Below are 15315 nucleotides of genomic sequence, written 5' to 3'. Positions count from 1 at the left end.
GAGCAGGCCATCAGTGGCAGCACATACAACAGAACGTGACCGTCTACCTCGGCGCAATCGCCCAGGGCGTAGACATCAGGCGCGGAGGTTTCCAGCGCACGATTGACCACAATGCCGCGGTTAACAGCGATGCCGGACGCTTTCGCAAGATCCGTGCGTGGCCGCAACCCAACGGCGGAAATGACCATGTCCGCCTCCAGCGTTTCACCGTTGGCCAGAGTCAGACGAACGCCCTCGCCCGCACGGTCAATCCGGTCCACCACAGTTTCCAGATGAAAACCCACGCTCAACGCTTCCAGCTCGGCCTTCACCGCCTCCGCTGCCGGCCGAGGCAACAGACCAGGCATCAGGGTGTCAGACGGCGCGATAACATCCACTTCCACATCGCCATTGCGCAGGTCGTTGGCAAATTCACAGCCAATCAGGCCAGCGCCCATAATGGCGACGCGCTTTTTCCCCACCAGTGCGTCCCGGAACGCCCGGTAGTCCATCAGGTCATTGATCGAGAACACATATTCGTGACCATCACCTTCAATGCCCAGACGAATCACATCCGCGCCCCAGGCCAGAACCAGCTTGCTGTAACGCAGGCGCTCATCGCCTATGACCAGCTCGTGGGCGTCGGTATCAATGCCGGTCACCGTGGCGAAGGTGCGCAGCTGCAAATTGAGCTGATCGGTCATCGCATCGGCACTGGCCTGAGCCAGCCCCTCAGCGTCCTTGCCCTTGGTGAAGCCGGTCGACAACATCGGCTTGGAATAACTGAAACCGTCGTCGGCGGTGACCATAACAATGGCGGTGTCCTTGTCCTGCTTGCGGATCTCCCGAGCCAGGGAGTATCCCGACAGGCCGGTGCCCACGATGACGATGGGGGCTTCTGTTGTCATTCCGTCTCTCCGTTGTCTGTCTGAGGGGGGGGGGTACGAACCGGGATCAGCCGATCTCGATCATTTCAAAGTCTTCCTTACCGACACCACAGTCGGGGCAGACCCAGTCTTCCGGCACGTCTTCCCATGCGGTCCCGGGCTCAATGCCGTCTTCCGGCCAGCCTTCGGCTTCGTCGTAGATCAGGCCACACACCACACACTGCCACTTTTTCATACTCTCTCTCCGCAAATGATTCGGGCGCAATGATATTTGTCGGACAATATTGCACGCAAGCGTTTTAAAGCGATACTGTACATTCTTCAAATCGGGCCACTATCATACTCACCCCTCCCCGATTGACCAATGCCACTCAGGACGGTCATCACAAGGTTTTTCTGCCAATAACCACCATACCCATATGGCTGTGACCGGACGCCCCCTCCCTTATGGTGGCCTCCTCCGGTATAATCGCCGGTTTTACGACAGGACCCGACCGCTATGACCGATACCGTCGCCGAGATGAACCAGGTAATGGACGAGGCTGACTGCCTGGTCGACGAACAGCAGGTACAGGTGGCCATTCGTACCCTTGCAGACAACATTACCCAGCGCCTGAAGGACAGCAACCCGCTGCTGTTCTGCGTCATGAACGGCGGCCTCATCATGACCGGCCAACTGCTACCCATGCTGAAATTTCCGGTGCAGGCGGAATACCTCCACGCCACCCGTTATCGGCAGGAAACCACCGGCGGCATCCTGGAATGGAAACTGCAACCGGAAGCAGACATGAATGACCGTACCATCCTGATCGTGGACGACATCCTCGACGAAGGCACAACCCTGTGTGCGATTGCGGATTATTGTCTCGCCCACGGTGCCAGAGAGGTACTGACCGCGGTACTGGTGGACAAACAGCACGACCGCAAAGCGCGCCTGGACCTGAAAGCCGACTTCACCGGCCTGGACGTGGAAGACCGCTTCCTGTTCGGCTACGGCATGGATTACAAAGGCTATTGGCGCAACGCCCCCGGTATCTATGCCGTTAAAGGGCTATAACCGGACCGCCGCCGAGCCCCAGGCAACGGCGGCGCTGGCCATTCCAGCCACCGACTGGTACCGCTCCCTGGCCGCCGCCGGGCTTCGCGACAGTATCGTGCACGGCCCGGTGCGCGGCTGGTTGCAAGCCGAAGGTTCACTGACCCGGGAACTGCAACTGCGTTGCAGCCACGCCTTCCACGTCGACGTCATCCGCGAAGGCTTTGCGCGGCCAACACGGGAGGAAGCCCTGACCCTGAATCTGCCCGAGCGCCAGCGCGCGTGGATTCGCGAAGTTCACCTGTGTGGCGACGGCGAACCCTGGGTACTGGCCCGCACCATCATCCCCCTGGCCACACTTGAAGGCGCTGGCCGCCGCCTGCGTCACCTTGGCCGCCGACCACTGGGGGCCTGGCTGTTCAGCAACCCCCGCTGGCAACGCGGCCCGTTCGAAACCGGCATCTGCCAGACCCGCCACCCGACCCAGCCGCCAGTCGCCCGCCGCTCACGCTTCCATAACGGCGACAAAGCCCTGCTGGTGGGCGAATACTTCCTGCCGCACTTCTGTCATTGACTCCGACCTTTAACCGGCAGGCCACCGCTGGCTATAATCCACACTCAGAGGCACGCCCCAAAATCGTAACGGACCACACCCTATGCTGTTAAACGCCATGCCCGATCATCTCCAGAACCGCCTGGCCGACTACACCAGACTGCTACGCCTTGATCGCCCCATCGGCAGCCTGCTATTGCTGTGGCCGACCTACTGGGCACTGTGGCTGGCCGCCGGCGGCATGCCCGGCATTGGCAACCTGATCATCTTCACCCTTGGCGTCTTCCTGATGCGCGCCGCCGGCTGCGCCATCAACGACTTCGCCGACCGCAAGGTCGACCGCCACGTCCAGCGCACCAAAGACCGCCCGCTGACCGCCGGCCGTATCGCCCCCTGGGAAGCCATCGCCCTGTTCCTCGGCCTCGCCCTGGTCGCGTTTCTCATGGTGCTGCTGTTCACCAACCCATTGACCCTGTACCTGTCTTTCGGCGGCGTGATCCTCGCGTTCATCTACCCCTTCATGAAACGCTATACCCACCTGCCCCAGCTCTTCCTGGGTGCCGCCTTCTCCTGGGCCATCCCCATGGCCTGGGCCGCCGAAGCCAACGAAATCACCCAACTGACCTGGCTGCTGTTCACCGCCAACGTGCTCTGGACCGTCGCCTACGACACCTTCTACGCCATGGTCGACCGCGACGACGACCTCAAAATCGATGTCAAATCCACCGCCATCCTCTTCGGCGACGCCGACCGCGCCATCATCGGCATCCTCCAGGGTCTGGTGGTGGTCATCCTGATCATGGTCGGCAACCAGGCCGAACTGGGCGTTATCTATTACCTCGGCGTACTGACCATGGCCGGCCTGTTTGTCTACCAACAATACTTGGCCCGGCTCCGCGAGCGGGAGGGGTGCTTTAAAGCGTTCCTGAACAACAATTGGGCCGGGTTTGCGGTGTTTGCGGGATTGGTAATCGATCTTTTACTGTCATAGTCGCACCGAAGAAAACTTCATGGTTCGGGCATGGCATCGAGACACCGCTTCCCAGACCCTAAAATAAATCGTGTCATATACTTGTAACACTAGGGCGTTGTAATAAGGCAGCAACAATACAAGGTTTGATACAGGAAAAAGCTCATGACAGGAAAAACCGTCCTGATCGTCGACGACGAGGCACCGATCCGCGAAATGATCGCCGTGGCCCTGGAAATGGCGGATTACGACTACCTGGAGGCAGCGGACGCCCTCGAAGCGCATGCCCTGATCGTCGACAAACACCCCGACCTCGTCCTGCTCGACTGGATGCTGCCCGGGACCAGCGGTGTGGAACTGGCGCGACGCCTCAAGAAAGAAGAGGCCACCGCCGCCATCCCCATCATCATGCTCACCGCCAAAGTCGAGGAAGACAACAAAATCCAGGGCCTGGAAGTCGGTGCCGACGACTACATCACCAAACCCTTCTCGCCCCGGGAACTGGTCGCCCGACTGAAAGCCGTGTTGCGCCGGGCCACGCCCGCAGGCATCGACACCCCCATCGAAGTGGACGGCCTCACCCTCGACCCCATTGGCCACCGCGTCTCCACACGGGATGGAGCCCTTGCCATAGGCCCCACCGAATACCGCCTGCTGCAGTTTTTCATGACCCATCAGGAGCGGGTATATACACGCTCACAATTGCTGGATCAGGTCTGGGGTGGCAATGTCTATGTGGAAGAACGTACAGTTGACGTTCACATTCGCCGGCTCCGCAAAGCCCTAGGCGAATCCTACGACCACCTGATACAGACCGTACGAGGTGCCGGTTACCGCTTCTCCACCCGTGCGGCCTGATGGGCGGGACTCCGGCGTCACACCCATTCAAAGGCGGCTAGATGCAACATAACTGGTCACGATACCTGCGCCTGATCATCGGGTCCCTGATCGCCTGCACGGCAGTGGGTGCCTTTGTCGGGTATCCGCTGTATGGCCTGACCCTTGGCCTGATCGCCTATCTGTGGTGGACGCTGATCCAGGCAAAGCGGCTCTACCACTGGCTGGGCCATCCCGGTGCCACCAGCGATGCGCCGCAAAGCGTCGGGCTCTGGGGCGACATATTTGACGGCCTGCACAAACTTCACCAGAGCCACCTGCGGCTGCAGGACCGCCTCAAAGCCCAGATCAACCGGGTGCAGGAATCCACCAACGCCATGCGCGACGGCGTCATCATGACCGACGCCAAGGGCACCATGGAATGGTGGAACGGCTCCGCCGAATATCTGCTGGGGTTTCGTCGCAACACCGACCGCGGCCAGTACATCCACAATCTGATCCGCATGCCCGCTTTCAAAGCGTACTTTGACGCCCGTGACTACCGCGAGCCACTGGACATCCACTCGCCCGCCAAACCGCACATTCATCTGCAGATCCAGATCAGCCTGTTCGGCGATGACGACCGCCTGATCGTCGCCAAGGACGTCACTCGCCTGTATCAACTGGAGCAGATGCGGCGGGATTTCGTGGGCAACGTGTCCCACGAAATGCGCACGCCGCTGACGGTCATCAGCGGCTATCTGGAAACCCTGGTCGACAACGCTGATGACCTGCCGCCGAAATGGCACCGCGCCCTCAACACCATGGCCCAGCAGTCATCGCGCATGGAGGCACTGATCACCGACCTGATCCTGCTGTCAAAAATTGAAATCGGCGAGCAAACCGTCAACGATACCCTAACCGACATGGACGCACTGATTCGCCAGATCTGCCACGATGCACGCGCCCTCAGTGGCCAAAAGGAACACGAATTCAGCGTACAGATCACCGACCAGCGCCTATTGAAAGGGGATGAAAGCCAGCTTCGCAGCGCGTTCTCCAACCTGATCTTCAATGCGGTGAAATACACCCCGGCCAGAGGTCATATTACCGTCAACTGGAGCGCCAACCGTGACGGTGCCCACCTGTCAGTGCGGGATACCGGCATTGGCATTGATCCGCGGCACATCCCCCGCCTCACCGAGCGCTTCTACCGCGCTGATCCCAGCCGGCATAAAGACACCGGCGGCACTGGCCTGGGCCTGGCCATCGCAAAACATGTGCTGCTGAACCACGACGGCAATCTGGAGATCAAGAGCCGTATCGGTGATGGCAGCGAGTTCATCTGCCACTTTCCGCGCGAGCGGCTGGTGGAGCGGGCACCGGAAAGCGTGTCCTGATTACCGGTTGGCGGCACGGAACCGGGCAACAAAGCGGGAAAGGTCTTCCATTTTTTTCGGGTCTTCATCCACAAACCGGATGGTAACGCTGACAAAATCCGTGTCCTGGCGCTTATCAACGGCCTGCAACTGGTGAACGTAGCCATTGAGCCTGGCCATCTGGCCCTCCGCGATCTCAACATCCACCACCGCCTGATCCAGTATGCCGGGGAACGCCTGATCACGCCGGGCAATGACCCGGACTTCGGTCAGATTGATGTCTTTCACCACGGACTTGAGTGTGCTGCCGGCAAAGCGCACCGAGGCCTGGCTTACCTGGTTTCGGGCCGCCGGTTTCTGGTCCGGTGTTTGCCCCGGCGTCGCCACGCCGGGGCCAAGCAAAGGAGACGCCGGTGGGTTTTCTTCCCTGGGAGCCGCCTCGGTTGCTGGCTCCCGCTTCTGGGTCAGCAATGTTGCGGATTCCTTGAACGCATCCGCTGGCCCGCCCATGGACTTGCCGGTACGGTCCATCGCGGCCTTCAGCCTGGGGCCCATGACCTTGATGATTTTCCTGCTCAGGCCATCCGGGCTGAACGGCTTGCCAAGGTATTCCGACACGCCCTCCTTCACCGCCTCGACCACGTGATTCTTGTCACCACGGCTGGTGATCATGATAAACGGGACTTTTTCGTACTGCGGTTGCTGGCGCATCCACTGCAACAGCTCGAGACCCGACATCTCCGGCATTTCCCAATCACACAAAATCAGATCAAACGTTGTGCGGGACATCAGGGATTGCGCGCGCCGGCCGTTCTGGGCGTCGGTGGTTTCAATGACGGGGAACCGCTGGCGCACCGTACGCTTGACCAGATCCCGCACAAAACTGGCATCATCGACCACCAGCGCTTTCAGCATCACCATGTTGCTCTGACCTTTCCAAAAACCCACGGGAGAACTTCGTGCTGAAACTATAGAACAAAGCAGACCCGGGAGAACCCCGTCGCTACAAAAAGACCACAATTCAGCAACCTCGCGGAACCGACGGGTTAAAGAATTGTCACGGTGACAGGCCCAAACCGGTATTTCCGTTCGTAGAAAACAGGCTACCATGGGCTATCGTACCTTTTTGAACACCTCACCCACCGTCTCCACATCGAGGTTTTGCGTGCATAACACACAGTCAGGGACACTTTCCGGGACTTTATTCGGACAATGGACTCTCCACCGCGCAGCCATCGCCGGTTTATTTCTCGCGCTGTCGCTACCCGTCCAGGCGGACGATGCACCCGCCGACGATTTCCGGCAGTGCGTTACCGGCCTGAGAGATCACGCCATTGAAGCGGGAGTATCCGAAGAGACCGCCAGGGGCGTACTCGCGGAGGTTGAACATCTGGACCGGGTCATCGAGCTGGATCGACGCCAGCCGGAATTCACCACCACGTTTGCCGATTACCTGAACCGCAGGGTCAACGAGGATCGCATCAGCAACGGACGCGCCCTGCTCAAGGAACATGGCGAACTGCTTGAGCGCGTCACCGAAGCAACCGGCGTGCCCGCACCCTATCTGGTCGCTTTCTGGGGTCTGGAAACCAACTTTGGTGCCTACTTTGGCAAGATGCCGGTGCCCAGCTCACTCGCCACTCTTGCCTGTGACAAGCGCCGCAGCACCTTCTTCACCGAACAGCTGACCGCCGCGCTGCGGATCATTGATGAAGGCGCAATTGCGCCGGAGCAGATGGAGGGCTCCTGGGCCGGGGCCATGGGCCACGTTCAGTTTATGCCGACGGTGTTCCTTAAACACGCCGTGGACGGCGACGGCGACGGCAAACGGGACCTCTGGAACAGCCTGCCGGACGCCATGATGTCCGCCGGCCATTTCCTTCGGGACCTGGGCTGGGACGGCGACTACCGCTGGGGCCGGGAGGTGCTGCTGCCAGAAGACTTTGATTACGCCATGGCCGATGGCCGTCGGCTCGACCTGAAACAATGGAACGAGCTGGGCGTTACCGATGCCTTCGGCAACGCCCTCGCGGGCGAACCCATCAAGGCGGCGTTGGTGGTTCCCTCCGGCCATCGCGGCCCCGCGTTCCTGGCGTACCGGAACTTCAACGTGATCATGGGCTGGAACCGCTCGGAGTTCTACGCCATTGCGGTGGGACACCTGGCAGACCGCATTGCCGGAGCTGGCGAACTGCAGAATCCGCCGCCGGAAGATCAGCCGAACCTGTCACGGAATAACATCCTGACCCTGCAACAGACGCTCAATGACAAGGGCTTCGAAAGCGGCAAGCCCGACGGCATCATGGGCCCGGCTACCCGCTCCGCCATCCGTGACTATCAGGCGGACAACCAGCGCATTGCCGACGGCTACCCCTCCCAGGACATCCTCAACGAATTGACGGTAAACCTGGATGACTGAACGCGGATCACCATGGACTCGATAACACAGGCCGCTCTCGGGGCGACACTGGCCGGCGCGGTTGCCGGCAAAACCCTGGGGCGCTCAGCATTGCTCACGGGGGCGGTTCTGGGCACCCTGCCCGACCTGGACGTGGTGATCGATTATGGCACGGCGGTGGCCAACTTCACCCAGCATCGGGGTTTCAGCCATTCCTTGCTGATACTGGTCCCGCTGTCGATTCTGCTGGCCTGGGGGCTATGGCGCTGGAAACCCCAGTTGAGTTACCAACGCTGGTGGCTACTGACGGGACTGGTACTTGTCACCCATCCCTTACTGGATGCGTTCACAACCTACGGAACCCAGCTGCTCTGGCCGTTCGGCTCGCCCGTGGCACTGAACAGTATTTTTATCATTGACCCATTGTATACCCTGCCCTTACTGACAGCCGTGGTCGTCTTCCTGTTCCGGCCCGGGAAACCCGCCGCATTGATGGCAGGTCTTGCGGTGTCTTCCCTATACCTCGGGTGGACTCTGGTGGCCCAGCAGGTGATTTCAGACCGGGTCGAACCCGTATTGGCAGCAGCGGGGTTGGCGGACGCGCCCCGCATGGTGCAACCCATGCCCCTGAACACCATTTTATGGCGGGTCACCGTGATGACTGATGAGCGCAGAGTGGAAGTGGTGACCGGCTTTCTCGACGGCGATGCACCGCTCAACCTGGAAGAATCCCCCCGCGACCCTGCGCTGGCGCAACAGGCCCGCACGCTGCCCGAAGGCATGCGACTGGACTGGTTTACCGACGGATTCCTTCATTATGAGCTGAAGGATGACCTGCTCATGGTGACCGACATCCGCCTGGGTATGCCCGGTGCCCACCCCTTTACCTTCGTGTTGGCCCGGGATAATGGCCAGTGGCTGGAGCCGGCCCCGAGCTACCAGCAGGACCGCCCGGCGATAAGAGCGGAACTGTTCGGAGCACTCTGGGCGAGGATGACCGGCTCCGCCCCGGTGCTGTGCCTGGCCAACCTTGAGCTGCCACCGCCGGGAGAACGTTGCTCCTGACCATGCGCCTTGACCAGTTCATTGCCACCACCTCGGCTCTCTCCCGCAAGGACGCCAAGCGCGCCATATCCTCCGGCCGGGTAAGACTGGACGGCCACCCGTGCCGCGCGGCAGCCACCCACATCAACAGCAGTGCAACCGTCACCCTCGACAACGCACCGCTCGCCCTTGAAGGCGAACGCTACCTGATGTTGCACAAACCGGCGGGCGTGGTCAGCGCCACCACCGACAGCGACCACCCGACCGCCCTGGATCTGCTCCCCGCGTCGATCAAACGAGGGCTGCACATTGCCGGCCGGCTGGATGCCGACACCACCGGCCTGCTGTTGCTGACCACCGACGGCCAGTGGTCTCACCGGATTACCTCGCCCCGGGTCCAGTGCCCCAAGACCTACCGGGTGACTCTGAGTGAAATGGTGCCAGACCTGGCGCTTCAACAACTTGAGCAGGGCATTGCGTTGCGCAATGACACCCGGCCAACAAAACCCGCCATGACCCGGCGCATCAGTGATTGTGAAATTGAGCTGACGATTTCTGAGGGACGGTACCATCAGGTCAAGCGCATGATGGCGGCCGTGGGCAACCATGTCACCGCACTGCACCGGCTGAGCATCGGGGTAATTACTCTGGATACCAAGCTGCCACCGGGCGCGTTCCGTGAATTAACCCGGGCTGAAGTCGACAGCGTGTCCTGAGGGTCCTGGCCAACACGCGTTCAGATTCGCTCGAACCGCTGGGCCTTGAGGTTTTTACGCACCGCGCCCGCCTCAAACACTTCACCATTCATCGCAATATAGATCCCGGCGGGCAGCAACTGGACGGCAGACCAGGCAAAGCCAAGATTGAATACCGCATCACTACGCCGCATTCTGGCGGGTTGCATGGCCCCTAGCAGAACGATCGTCTTATCAGTGATGGCAGACAGCGCCTGAGCCGTTTCCGCCATGGTGTCAGTGCCATGGGCAATGAGTATCTGCCCGGCTGCCGACCCGACAACAGCCTCACGAATCGCTTCGCGGTCGGTGTCGGTCAACTGCAGGCTGTCCTTGCGCATCAAATCGTGGATGGCGTAACCGTCGTGAATATTGGATTCAGTGAGCAGCTCCGGGATCAGCGACTCACCGATCTCAAATTCACTGTTGGCATCAAAGTACACCTTGTCGATGGTGCCGCCGGTGGTGAATATCTGAATCATCCGTTGTCTCCCTGTTCCACGTCAGTGGGTTTCTGACGACGCTTCCGCTTGACCACCATTGGCATAGAGTGCGTTTTTCTTCTGTTCGTAGGCCCTGGCCGCCGCAGCCACCTGCCCGGTTGCGCCAGTATCCAGCCAATTGCGAACCCGACCGGCATCGCCCATGGGCGAGCGGGTACCGAGGGAATCCAGCAGCACCGTTACCACCTGCTTACCGTTCATTCTCGACACCATCACCAGGCAGCGGCCTGCGTCTGACAGATAGCCGGTTTTGCTCAGGCTCACGCCCCAGCTGTCACGGTGCACCAGAATATTGGTGTTGCCATAGGACAGGCTGTAACGAGGCTGGCGAAAGCCGGCGGTGAAATAACGAGTGGTGGAATAGTCACCGATCTGCGGGTATCGGCTAACGGCGTTGACCAACCTGACCAGGTCCGCCGCTGTCGAGGTATTTTTGTCCGACAGCCCGGTGGGGTCCACGAACCGGGTGTTGGTCATGCCCAGCTCCAGCGCTGTTTCATTCATCGCCTGGACAAAGGCGTCAAAGCCGCCGGGATGATGCCGGGCCAGATTATAGGCAGCAAAATTCTCGGACGACATCAACGCAATCCGCAGAGTATCCGAGCGGCGCAGCTCCGACCCGACACGAATGCGGGTATAGGCATTGGCCGCTGCCGGAATGTGCCGCTTGTGAAACTCCAGCCATTCGTTCAGCGGTTCGCCGGATTCCAGTACTACCAGCGCCGTCATCAGCTTGGTGATCGAGGCAATTGGCACCACCCGGTCAGCGTTCTTACCAACCAGCAGGTTGTTCTTCTCGGGGTAGGCGACCGCCGCATTGACCGAGGCCAGTTGAACGTCTTCCTGGCCTTTGCTGTGGGCTTGAGCCGGGCTGAAAGCCACATTTACGAGCAACAAAGTCAGGCTAATCAGGGCAAACCGGAACATCAAACAACCTCGAAATGAATATCGTCAGTATTTATCAGGCCATTACTATACCAGCGATTATTCGCTTCCGAACGTCTCTCGACAGGGTGAAGCATTAACACTCCGTCAGACTGCCGCCAGAAGCCCCGCCCGAGGCCGCCATGACAAGGCTGACACAGCCGTTTAAAACAGGAAATGCAAAACACTATAAAATGCAGTAAAATTACATTGAATTCAGAGTGTTACACAACATTTCATCGTGTAATCAATGTGTAACTTTCGCCCTGGCCCATTGACTGACCGCAGGACCCTCGCCCGAATGGATTCATCTGCGAACCCCACATTCCGTGAGCCCACACGCGCGCGATATTTCTGGCAGCGGCTGCCAGTGCGAGGCAAACGCTGGTCGCCCCTGGGCTTACTGGTCTTCGGCATTCTTTATGGCCTCATCGCCACGTCGATGATGTCTGATCCGAAGCCGGCCAACTCCCCACAGGGTTTCGCAGAGTTATCGCCCGTCATGGGTGACCTGTTTCCATTCCACAACCGTCATTTTGAGCTACCGCAGTGGATCTGGCCGGTAACCTTACAACCGGGTGAAACCACCTTCTTCTTCGAAGTGGAAAATCTGGACCCCACTCTGCTCCCGGTGTCGGTTCAGCGGCCGGAAAATCTGCTTGGCGAAACCGCCTTTACGCTTGCCTGGAAGGCCTTTATCGGCGGCCTGTTAGCGTTTGCCCTGTTGTTCAATATCAGTATTGTGTTGATGTTGCGACGCCCGGGTCTGGCCTGGCTAAGCGTTTTCATGGTTAGCGTCATGTACAGCCAACTGGCCGTGGACGGGTTCGGCCTCTGGTTTCTCTGGTCCAGCTGGCCCCTGGTCAATAACCTGCTGGGCATCGGGTTTCCGCTCTGTCTGATTGCCATTTGTCAGTTCACGCCGCACTTCCTGCAATTGTCGCGGCGCACCACCGCAGTGCTCCGCAGCTTCAGCCTGGCCGGCTTTGTCCTGATGATAGCGTCTCCGCTGGGCATTCCCTTTCTGGGCCAGGGATCGTTGCTGTTGTTATCAACAGTGGCGGTGCTGTTCATCCTTTGCGTGGTGACGCGTCAGCTGAAACACCACGTCTACGCCCGTTATTACGGTTTGTCGATGTTGGTCATTCTCGGCGGGGCGATGGTGTCGTCGCTGCGCACCGTTGGCTGGGTTCCGGCCAGCAACTTCACCGATTCCGCGTTTTTTCTGGCAGCCGCCATCGCCTCATTGATCCTGACCATGGGTGTTGGCCGCCTGCTGCTGGAGGAAAGAAGAAAACGCCTGCACTCGGATGTGCGCGCCCGCCAGGAAGAACAGCTTCGGGCGCGGATTGAAAAAGATTACGACCGTCTGCTGAAAACCCATCGCGTAACCGGCAAACCCAACCGGGCAATGCTGGAGGAATCTCTGGAGAGGCTGGACGACGCACAAACCCCCTACACCTTATGCATCGTCCGTTTACAACGTTTTAACGAGATCGAGCAGGCCCTTGGTTATCGCACCGCGGAAGAGCTGCTGAAAACCTACCTGCGGCATCTGAACAGTTTTCTGAAGCGCTCGTTCGGTGCTCGTCTGGTGATGGTCAATGGCTTCGCCCTGTCCAGCATCGACATCGTCAACCATGCGTTCGCTTTCCATCGAGGCGACGATCTTGCCGGCAACAACCACGCCCTTGAGGAAGTCACCCACTGGCTCAGTGAACACTTCCGCGAGGGGCGATTCTCGTTTTCCTGGAGCCCCTCGGTTGGCATGGCTCATGCCCCGGAACATGGCCCGGATGCGGCAGGCATTCTGTCTTCTGCGAGTTTTGCCTCGGTCAACGGGGATCGCCTGCTGTGTGTGTACGACCCTTCCATCGCGGATTGGCAATACCGTCAGCAGATTCTGATGCTCGACATCGAAGAGGCGCTGGCCAGCGAGCATATGTGGCTGGAATACCAGCCCAAGGTGAATATCCGGGAGGGCGAAGTCAGTTCGGTGGAGGCTTTGATCCGCTGGCAACACCCGGAATTTGGCAAAGTTCCCCCGGACCACTGGATACCTCTCGCGGAGCAGGTTGGCGTGATTCACCCCGTTACTCTATGGGTAATCCGTCGTGCCTGCGGTGATTTCCATCTTCTGACGTCACGCTATGGCTCAACACTGGCGGTTGCGGTGAACGTGTCAGCCAAAGACCTGGCCCACTCACAGTTTGATCAGGAAGTGCTCGACATTATTCACCAGCACCGGATGCAGCCCAGTGACCTGATTCTGGAAATTACCGAAACCGCCATGATGGCCGACCCGGAAGCCGCCCAGTCGATGATTCAGTCCCTGAGCCAACATGGGTTCCGAATTTCACTGGACGATTTCGGAACCGGACATTCGTCCCTGGGCACTCTGGCAAGATTCAATCTGGACGAACTGAAGATCGACCGCAGTTTTCTCAAAGACATCCTCGACCACCCTATCCGCCAGCGCATTTTCCGGGCCGCTCTGGATCTGGGCGAGGCGCTGGACCTCAACGTGGTGGTCGAAGGCGTGGAGAGCCACGCCGTGGCGGTCTGGCTCGAGCAATACCCCGGCCTTTATGGCCAGGGCTATTACTGGGGCCGGCCGCAGCGGCTCACGGCAGATCCGTTACCGCCCCCAGAGACGCAGAGCTGACGGTACGGGCGTATTTCGCCAGCACACCACGGGTAAACCGGGGCTGCGGAGCCTGCCAGGCCTTGCGGCGCTGCTCCAGTTCCGCGTCTGATACATCCAGCTCGATGCGGTTGCTGACGGCATCAATGGTGATGGTGTCACCGTCTTCCACCAGGGCAATGGGCCCGCCCTCGGCCGCTTCCGGCGTGATGTGGCCCACCACGAACCCGTGACTGCCGCCAGAGAACCGGCCATCGGTAATCAGCGCTACATCGCTGCCCAGGCCCTTGCCCATGATCGCTGAGGTGGGACTGAGCATCTCGCGCATACCCGGGCCGCCTTTCGGCCCCTCGTAACGGATCACCAGCACATCGCCGGCCACCACCGTGCCATCCAGAATTCGCTCTTGCGCTTCTTCTTCGGAATGGAACACCCGCGCCCGTCCGGTAAAGTGAGTACCCTCCTTGCCGGTGATCTTGGCTACTGAGCCGGTGGGTGCCAGATTGCCGAACAGAATCCGCAGGTGGCTGTCGGCCTTGATGGGGTTGTCGAAGGCATGGATGATGTCCTGTCCCTCAGGGTACGGTGCCACCTCCGCCAGGTTCTCCGCCAGGGTCTGGCCAGTCACCGTCAGGCAGTCACCGTGCATCAGCCCGCGCTCCAGCAGCATTTTCATCAGCGGCTGGATGCCGCCAATGGCCACCAGTTCCGACATCATGTAATGGCCGCTGGGGCGCAGGTCCGCCAGCACCGGCACCCGCTTGCCGATCTCCACGAAATCGTCCAGTGACAGTTCCACGCCCACGGTACTGGCCATGCCAAGCAGGTGCAGCACGGCGTTGGTGGAACCGCCCAGCGCAATCACCACGGTGATGGCGTTCTCGAACGCCTCCCGGGTCATGACGTCGGAAGGCTTGATGTCTTTCTCCAGCAAATTCAGAACCGCGGCACCGGCGGCGCGGCAATCAGCGGCCTTGGAATCGGACACCGCGTTCTGCGCCGAACTCCCCGGCAGGCTCATGCCCATGGCCTCGATCGCCGACGCCATGGTGTTGGCGGTGTACATGCCCCCGCAGGAACCCGGCCCTGGTATCGCGGTTTCCTCGATCTGCTTCACCTCAATCAGATCCAGATCGCCACGGGCGTGAGCACCCACCGCCTCGAATACCGAGATAATGTCGGTGTGGTTTTCCCCGGGCATGATGGTGCCGCCATACACAAACACCGACGGGCGGTTCAACCGTGCCAGCCCCATGATGCAGCCCGGCATGTTCTTGTCACAGCCGCCAATCGCCACCAGGCCGTCAAAGCCTTCACAACCCGCTGTCGTTTCAATGGAATCGGCAATGACCTCCCGGGACACCAGCGAATACTTCATGCCTTCGGTGCCATTGGCGATACCATCGGACACAGTAATGGTGTTGAAGATCAGCGCCTTGCCGCCGGCG

Annotated in this window: 15 protein-coding genes; 9 read left to right on the top strand and 6 right to left on the bottom strand. The window is 59.9% G+C overall.

Features of this window, described 5'->3' with window-relative positions; all coding sequences use genetic code 11:
- Both WD429_RS05200 and rd read right to left on the bottom strand, forming a co-directional pair.
- The coding region (locus tag WD429_RS05200; protein WP_368421110.1) for an NAD(P)/FAD-dependent oxidoreductase at positions 1-887 on the bottom strand (887 nt) is incomplete at its 3' end.
- A gap of 46 nt (positions 888-933) precedes the next feature.
- A complete protein-coding gene (rd, locus tag WD429_RS05195) occupies positions 934-1101 on the bottom strand; it encodes a rubredoxin (protein WP_004579930.1) in 168 nt (55 codons plus the stop codon).
- Between the two features lie 264 nt (positions 1102-1365).
- On the opposite strand from rd, the gene WD429_RS05190 reads away from it, so the two are divergent.
- The 5 genes from WD429_RS05190 (at position 1366) to phoR (ending at position 5641) form a co-directional block, all read left to right on the top strand.
- The gene (locus WD429_RS05190) at positions 1366-1923 is read left to right on the top strand and encodes a hypoxanthine-guanine phosphoribosyltransferase (protein ID WP_368421109.1); all 558 of its coding nucleotides are present in this window, start codon (positions 1366-1368) and stop codon (positions 1921-1923) included.
- On the top strand, positions 1904-2476 hold the full coding sequence (locus WD429_RS05185) for a chorismate lyase (RefSeq protein ID WP_368421108.1): 573 nt from the start codon (positions 1904-1906) through the stop codon (positions 2474-2476). The genes WD429_RS05190 and WD429_RS05185 overlap by 20 nt, the downstream gene beginning before the upstream one ends.
- An 82-nt stretch (positions 2477-2558) precedes the next feature.
- A complete protein-coding gene (gene ubiA / locus WD429_RS05180; protein ID WP_368421107.1) occupies positions 2559-3446 on the top strand; it encodes a 4-hydroxybenzoate octaprenyltransferase in 888 nt (295 codons plus the stop codon).
- Positions 3447-3590: 144 nt separating this feature from the next.
- Positions 3591-4283 carry a phosphate regulon transcriptional regulator PhoB gene (gene phoB, locus WD429_RS05175; protein WP_368421106.1) on the top strand — a complete coding sequence of 231 codons (693 nt, stop codon included), beginning with the start codon at positions 3591-3593 and terminating at the stop codon, positions 4281-4283.
- A gap of 41 nt (positions 4284-4324) precedes the next feature.
- A complete protein-coding gene (phoR, locus tag WD429_RS05170; RefSeq protein WP_368421105.1) occupies positions 4325-5641 on the top strand; it encodes a phosphate regulon sensor histidine kinase PhoR in 1317 nt (438 codons plus the stop codon).
- Here the strand turns inward: phoR and WD429_RS05165 are convergent, their stop codons facing one another.
- The gene (locus WD429_RS05165) at positions 5642-6541 is read right to left on the bottom strand and encodes a response regulator (protein ID WP_368421104.1); all 900 of its coding nucleotides are present in this window, start codon (positions 6539-6541) and stop codon (positions 5642-5644) included.
- A gap of 244 nt (positions 6542-6785) precedes the next feature.
- Between WD429_RS05165 and WD429_RS05160 the strand changes: the two genes are divergently transcribed.
- Genes WD429_RS05160 through WD429_RS05150 form a run of 3 tightly spaced genes read left to right on the top strand, consistent with a single transcriptional unit; the run spans position 6786 to position 9778 of the window.
- Complete coding sequence (locus tag WD429_RS05160) at positions 6786-8039, top strand: lytic murein transglycosylase (protein WP_368421103.1); 1254 nt, start codon at positions 6786-6788, stop codon at positions 8037-8039.
- Between the two features lie 12 nt (positions 8040-8051).
- Positions 8052-9083 carry a metal-dependent hydrolase gene (locus WD429_RS05155; RefSeq protein WP_368421102.1) on the top strand — a complete coding sequence of 344 codons (1032 nt, stop codon included), beginning with the start codon at positions 8052-8054 and terminating at the stop codon, positions 9081-9083.
- A gap of 2 nt (positions 9084-9085) precedes the next feature.
- Entirely contained in the window at positions 9086-9778 is a 693-nt protein-coding gene (locus WD429_RS05150) for a pseudouridine synthase (protein ID WP_368421112.1), read from the top strand.
- A 20-nt stretch (positions 9779-9798) separates the two neighbouring features.
- Here WD429_RS05150 and WD429_RS05145 read toward each other — a convergent pair whose 3' ends face one another.
- Together WD429_RS05145 and pbpG are read right to left on the bottom strand one after the other, a co-directional pair.
- A complete protein-coding gene (locus WD429_RS05145; RefSeq protein ID WP_368421101.1) occupies positions 9799-10278 on the bottom strand; it encodes an asparaginase domain-containing protein in 480 nt (159 codons plus the stop codon).
- Between the two features lie 21 nt (positions 10279-10299).
- Complete coding sequence (gene pbpG / locus WD429_RS05140) at positions 10300-11226, bottom strand: D-alanyl-D-alanine endopeptidase (RefSeq protein ID WP_368421100.1); 927 nt, start codon at positions 11224-11226, stop codon at positions 10300-10302.
- A gap of 298 nt (positions 11227-11524) precedes the next feature.
- Between pbpG and WD429_RS05135 the strand changes: the two genes are divergently transcribed.
- Positions 11525-13888 (top strand): putative bifunctional diguanylate cyclase/phosphodiesterase, encoded by a 2364-nt coding sequence (locus WD429_RS05135; RefSeq protein WP_368421099.1) that lies wholly within the window; start codon positions 11525-11527, stop codon positions 13886-13888.
- Here the strand turns inward: WD429_RS05135 and ilvD are convergent.
- On the bottom strand, positions 13848-15315 hold a 1468-nt coding region (ilvD, locus tag WD429_RS05130; protein WP_368421098.1), incomplete at its 5' end, for a dihydroxy-acid dehydratase. The genes WD429_RS05135 and ilvD overlap by 41 nt on opposite strands.

Origin of the sequence: Marinobacter sp., assembly GCF_040904845.1 — a bacterium.
Classification (GTDB): domain Bacteria; phylum Pseudomonadota; class Gammaproteobacteria; order Pseudomonadales; family Oleiphilaceae; genus Marinobacter.
The sequence above is the reverse complement of the archived record's forward strand: the minus strand, read 5'-3'. Positions and strand labels throughout refer to the sequence as shown.

What these genes read in the sequence shown, in the direction of transcription:
- phoR (WP_368421105.1), top strand. Translation starts at nt 4,325, where the DNA reads ATGCAACATAACTGGTCACGATACCTGCGCCTGATCATCGGGTCCCTG.
- rd (WP_004579930.1), bottom strand. Translation starts at nt 1,101, where the DNA reads ATGAAAAAGTGGCAGTGTGTGGTGTGTGGCCTGATCTACGACGAAGCC.
- ubiA (WP_368421107.1), top strand. Translation starts at nt 2,559, where the DNA reads ATGCTGTTAAACGCCATGCCCGATCATCTCCAGAACCGCCTGGCCGAC.
- WD429_RS05150 (WP_368421112.1), top strand. Translation starts at nt 9,086, where the DNA reads ATGCGCCTTGACCAGTTCATTGCCACCACCTCGGCTCTCTCCCGCAAG.
- WD429_RS05185 (WP_368421108.1), top strand. Translation starts at nt 1,904, where the DNA reads ATGCCGTTAAAGGGCTATAACCGGACCGCCGCCGAGCCCCAGGCAACG.
- WD429_RS05155 (WP_368421102.1), top strand. Translation starts at nt 8,052, where the DNA reads ATGGACTCGATAACACAGGCCGCTCTCGGGGCGACACTGGCCGGCGCG.
- phoB (WP_368421106.1), top strand. Translation starts at nt 3,591, where the DNA reads ATGACAGGAAAAACCGTCCTGATCGTCGACGACGAGGCACCGATCCGC.
- WD429_RS05145 (WP_368421101.1), bottom strand. Translation starts at nt 10,278, where the DNA reads ATGATTCAGATATTCACCACCGGCGGCACCATCGACAAGGTGTACTTT.
- WD429_RS05165 (WP_368421104.1), bottom strand. Translation starts at nt 6,541, where the DNA reads ATGGTGATGCTGAAAGCGCTGGTGGTCGATGATGCCAGTTTTGTGCGG.
- pbpG (WP_368421100.1), bottom strand. Translation starts at nt 11,226, where the DNA reads ATGTTCCGGTTTGCCCTGATTAGCCTGACTTTGTTGCTCGTAAATGTG.
- WD429_RS05135 (WP_368421099.1), top strand. Translation starts at nt 11,525, where the DNA reads ATGGATTCATCTGCGAACCCCACATTCCGTGAGCCCACACGCGCGCGA.
- WD429_RS05190 (WP_368421109.1), top strand. Translation starts at nt 1,366, where the DNA reads ATGACCGATACCGTCGCCGAGATGAACCAGGTAATGGACGAGGCTGAC.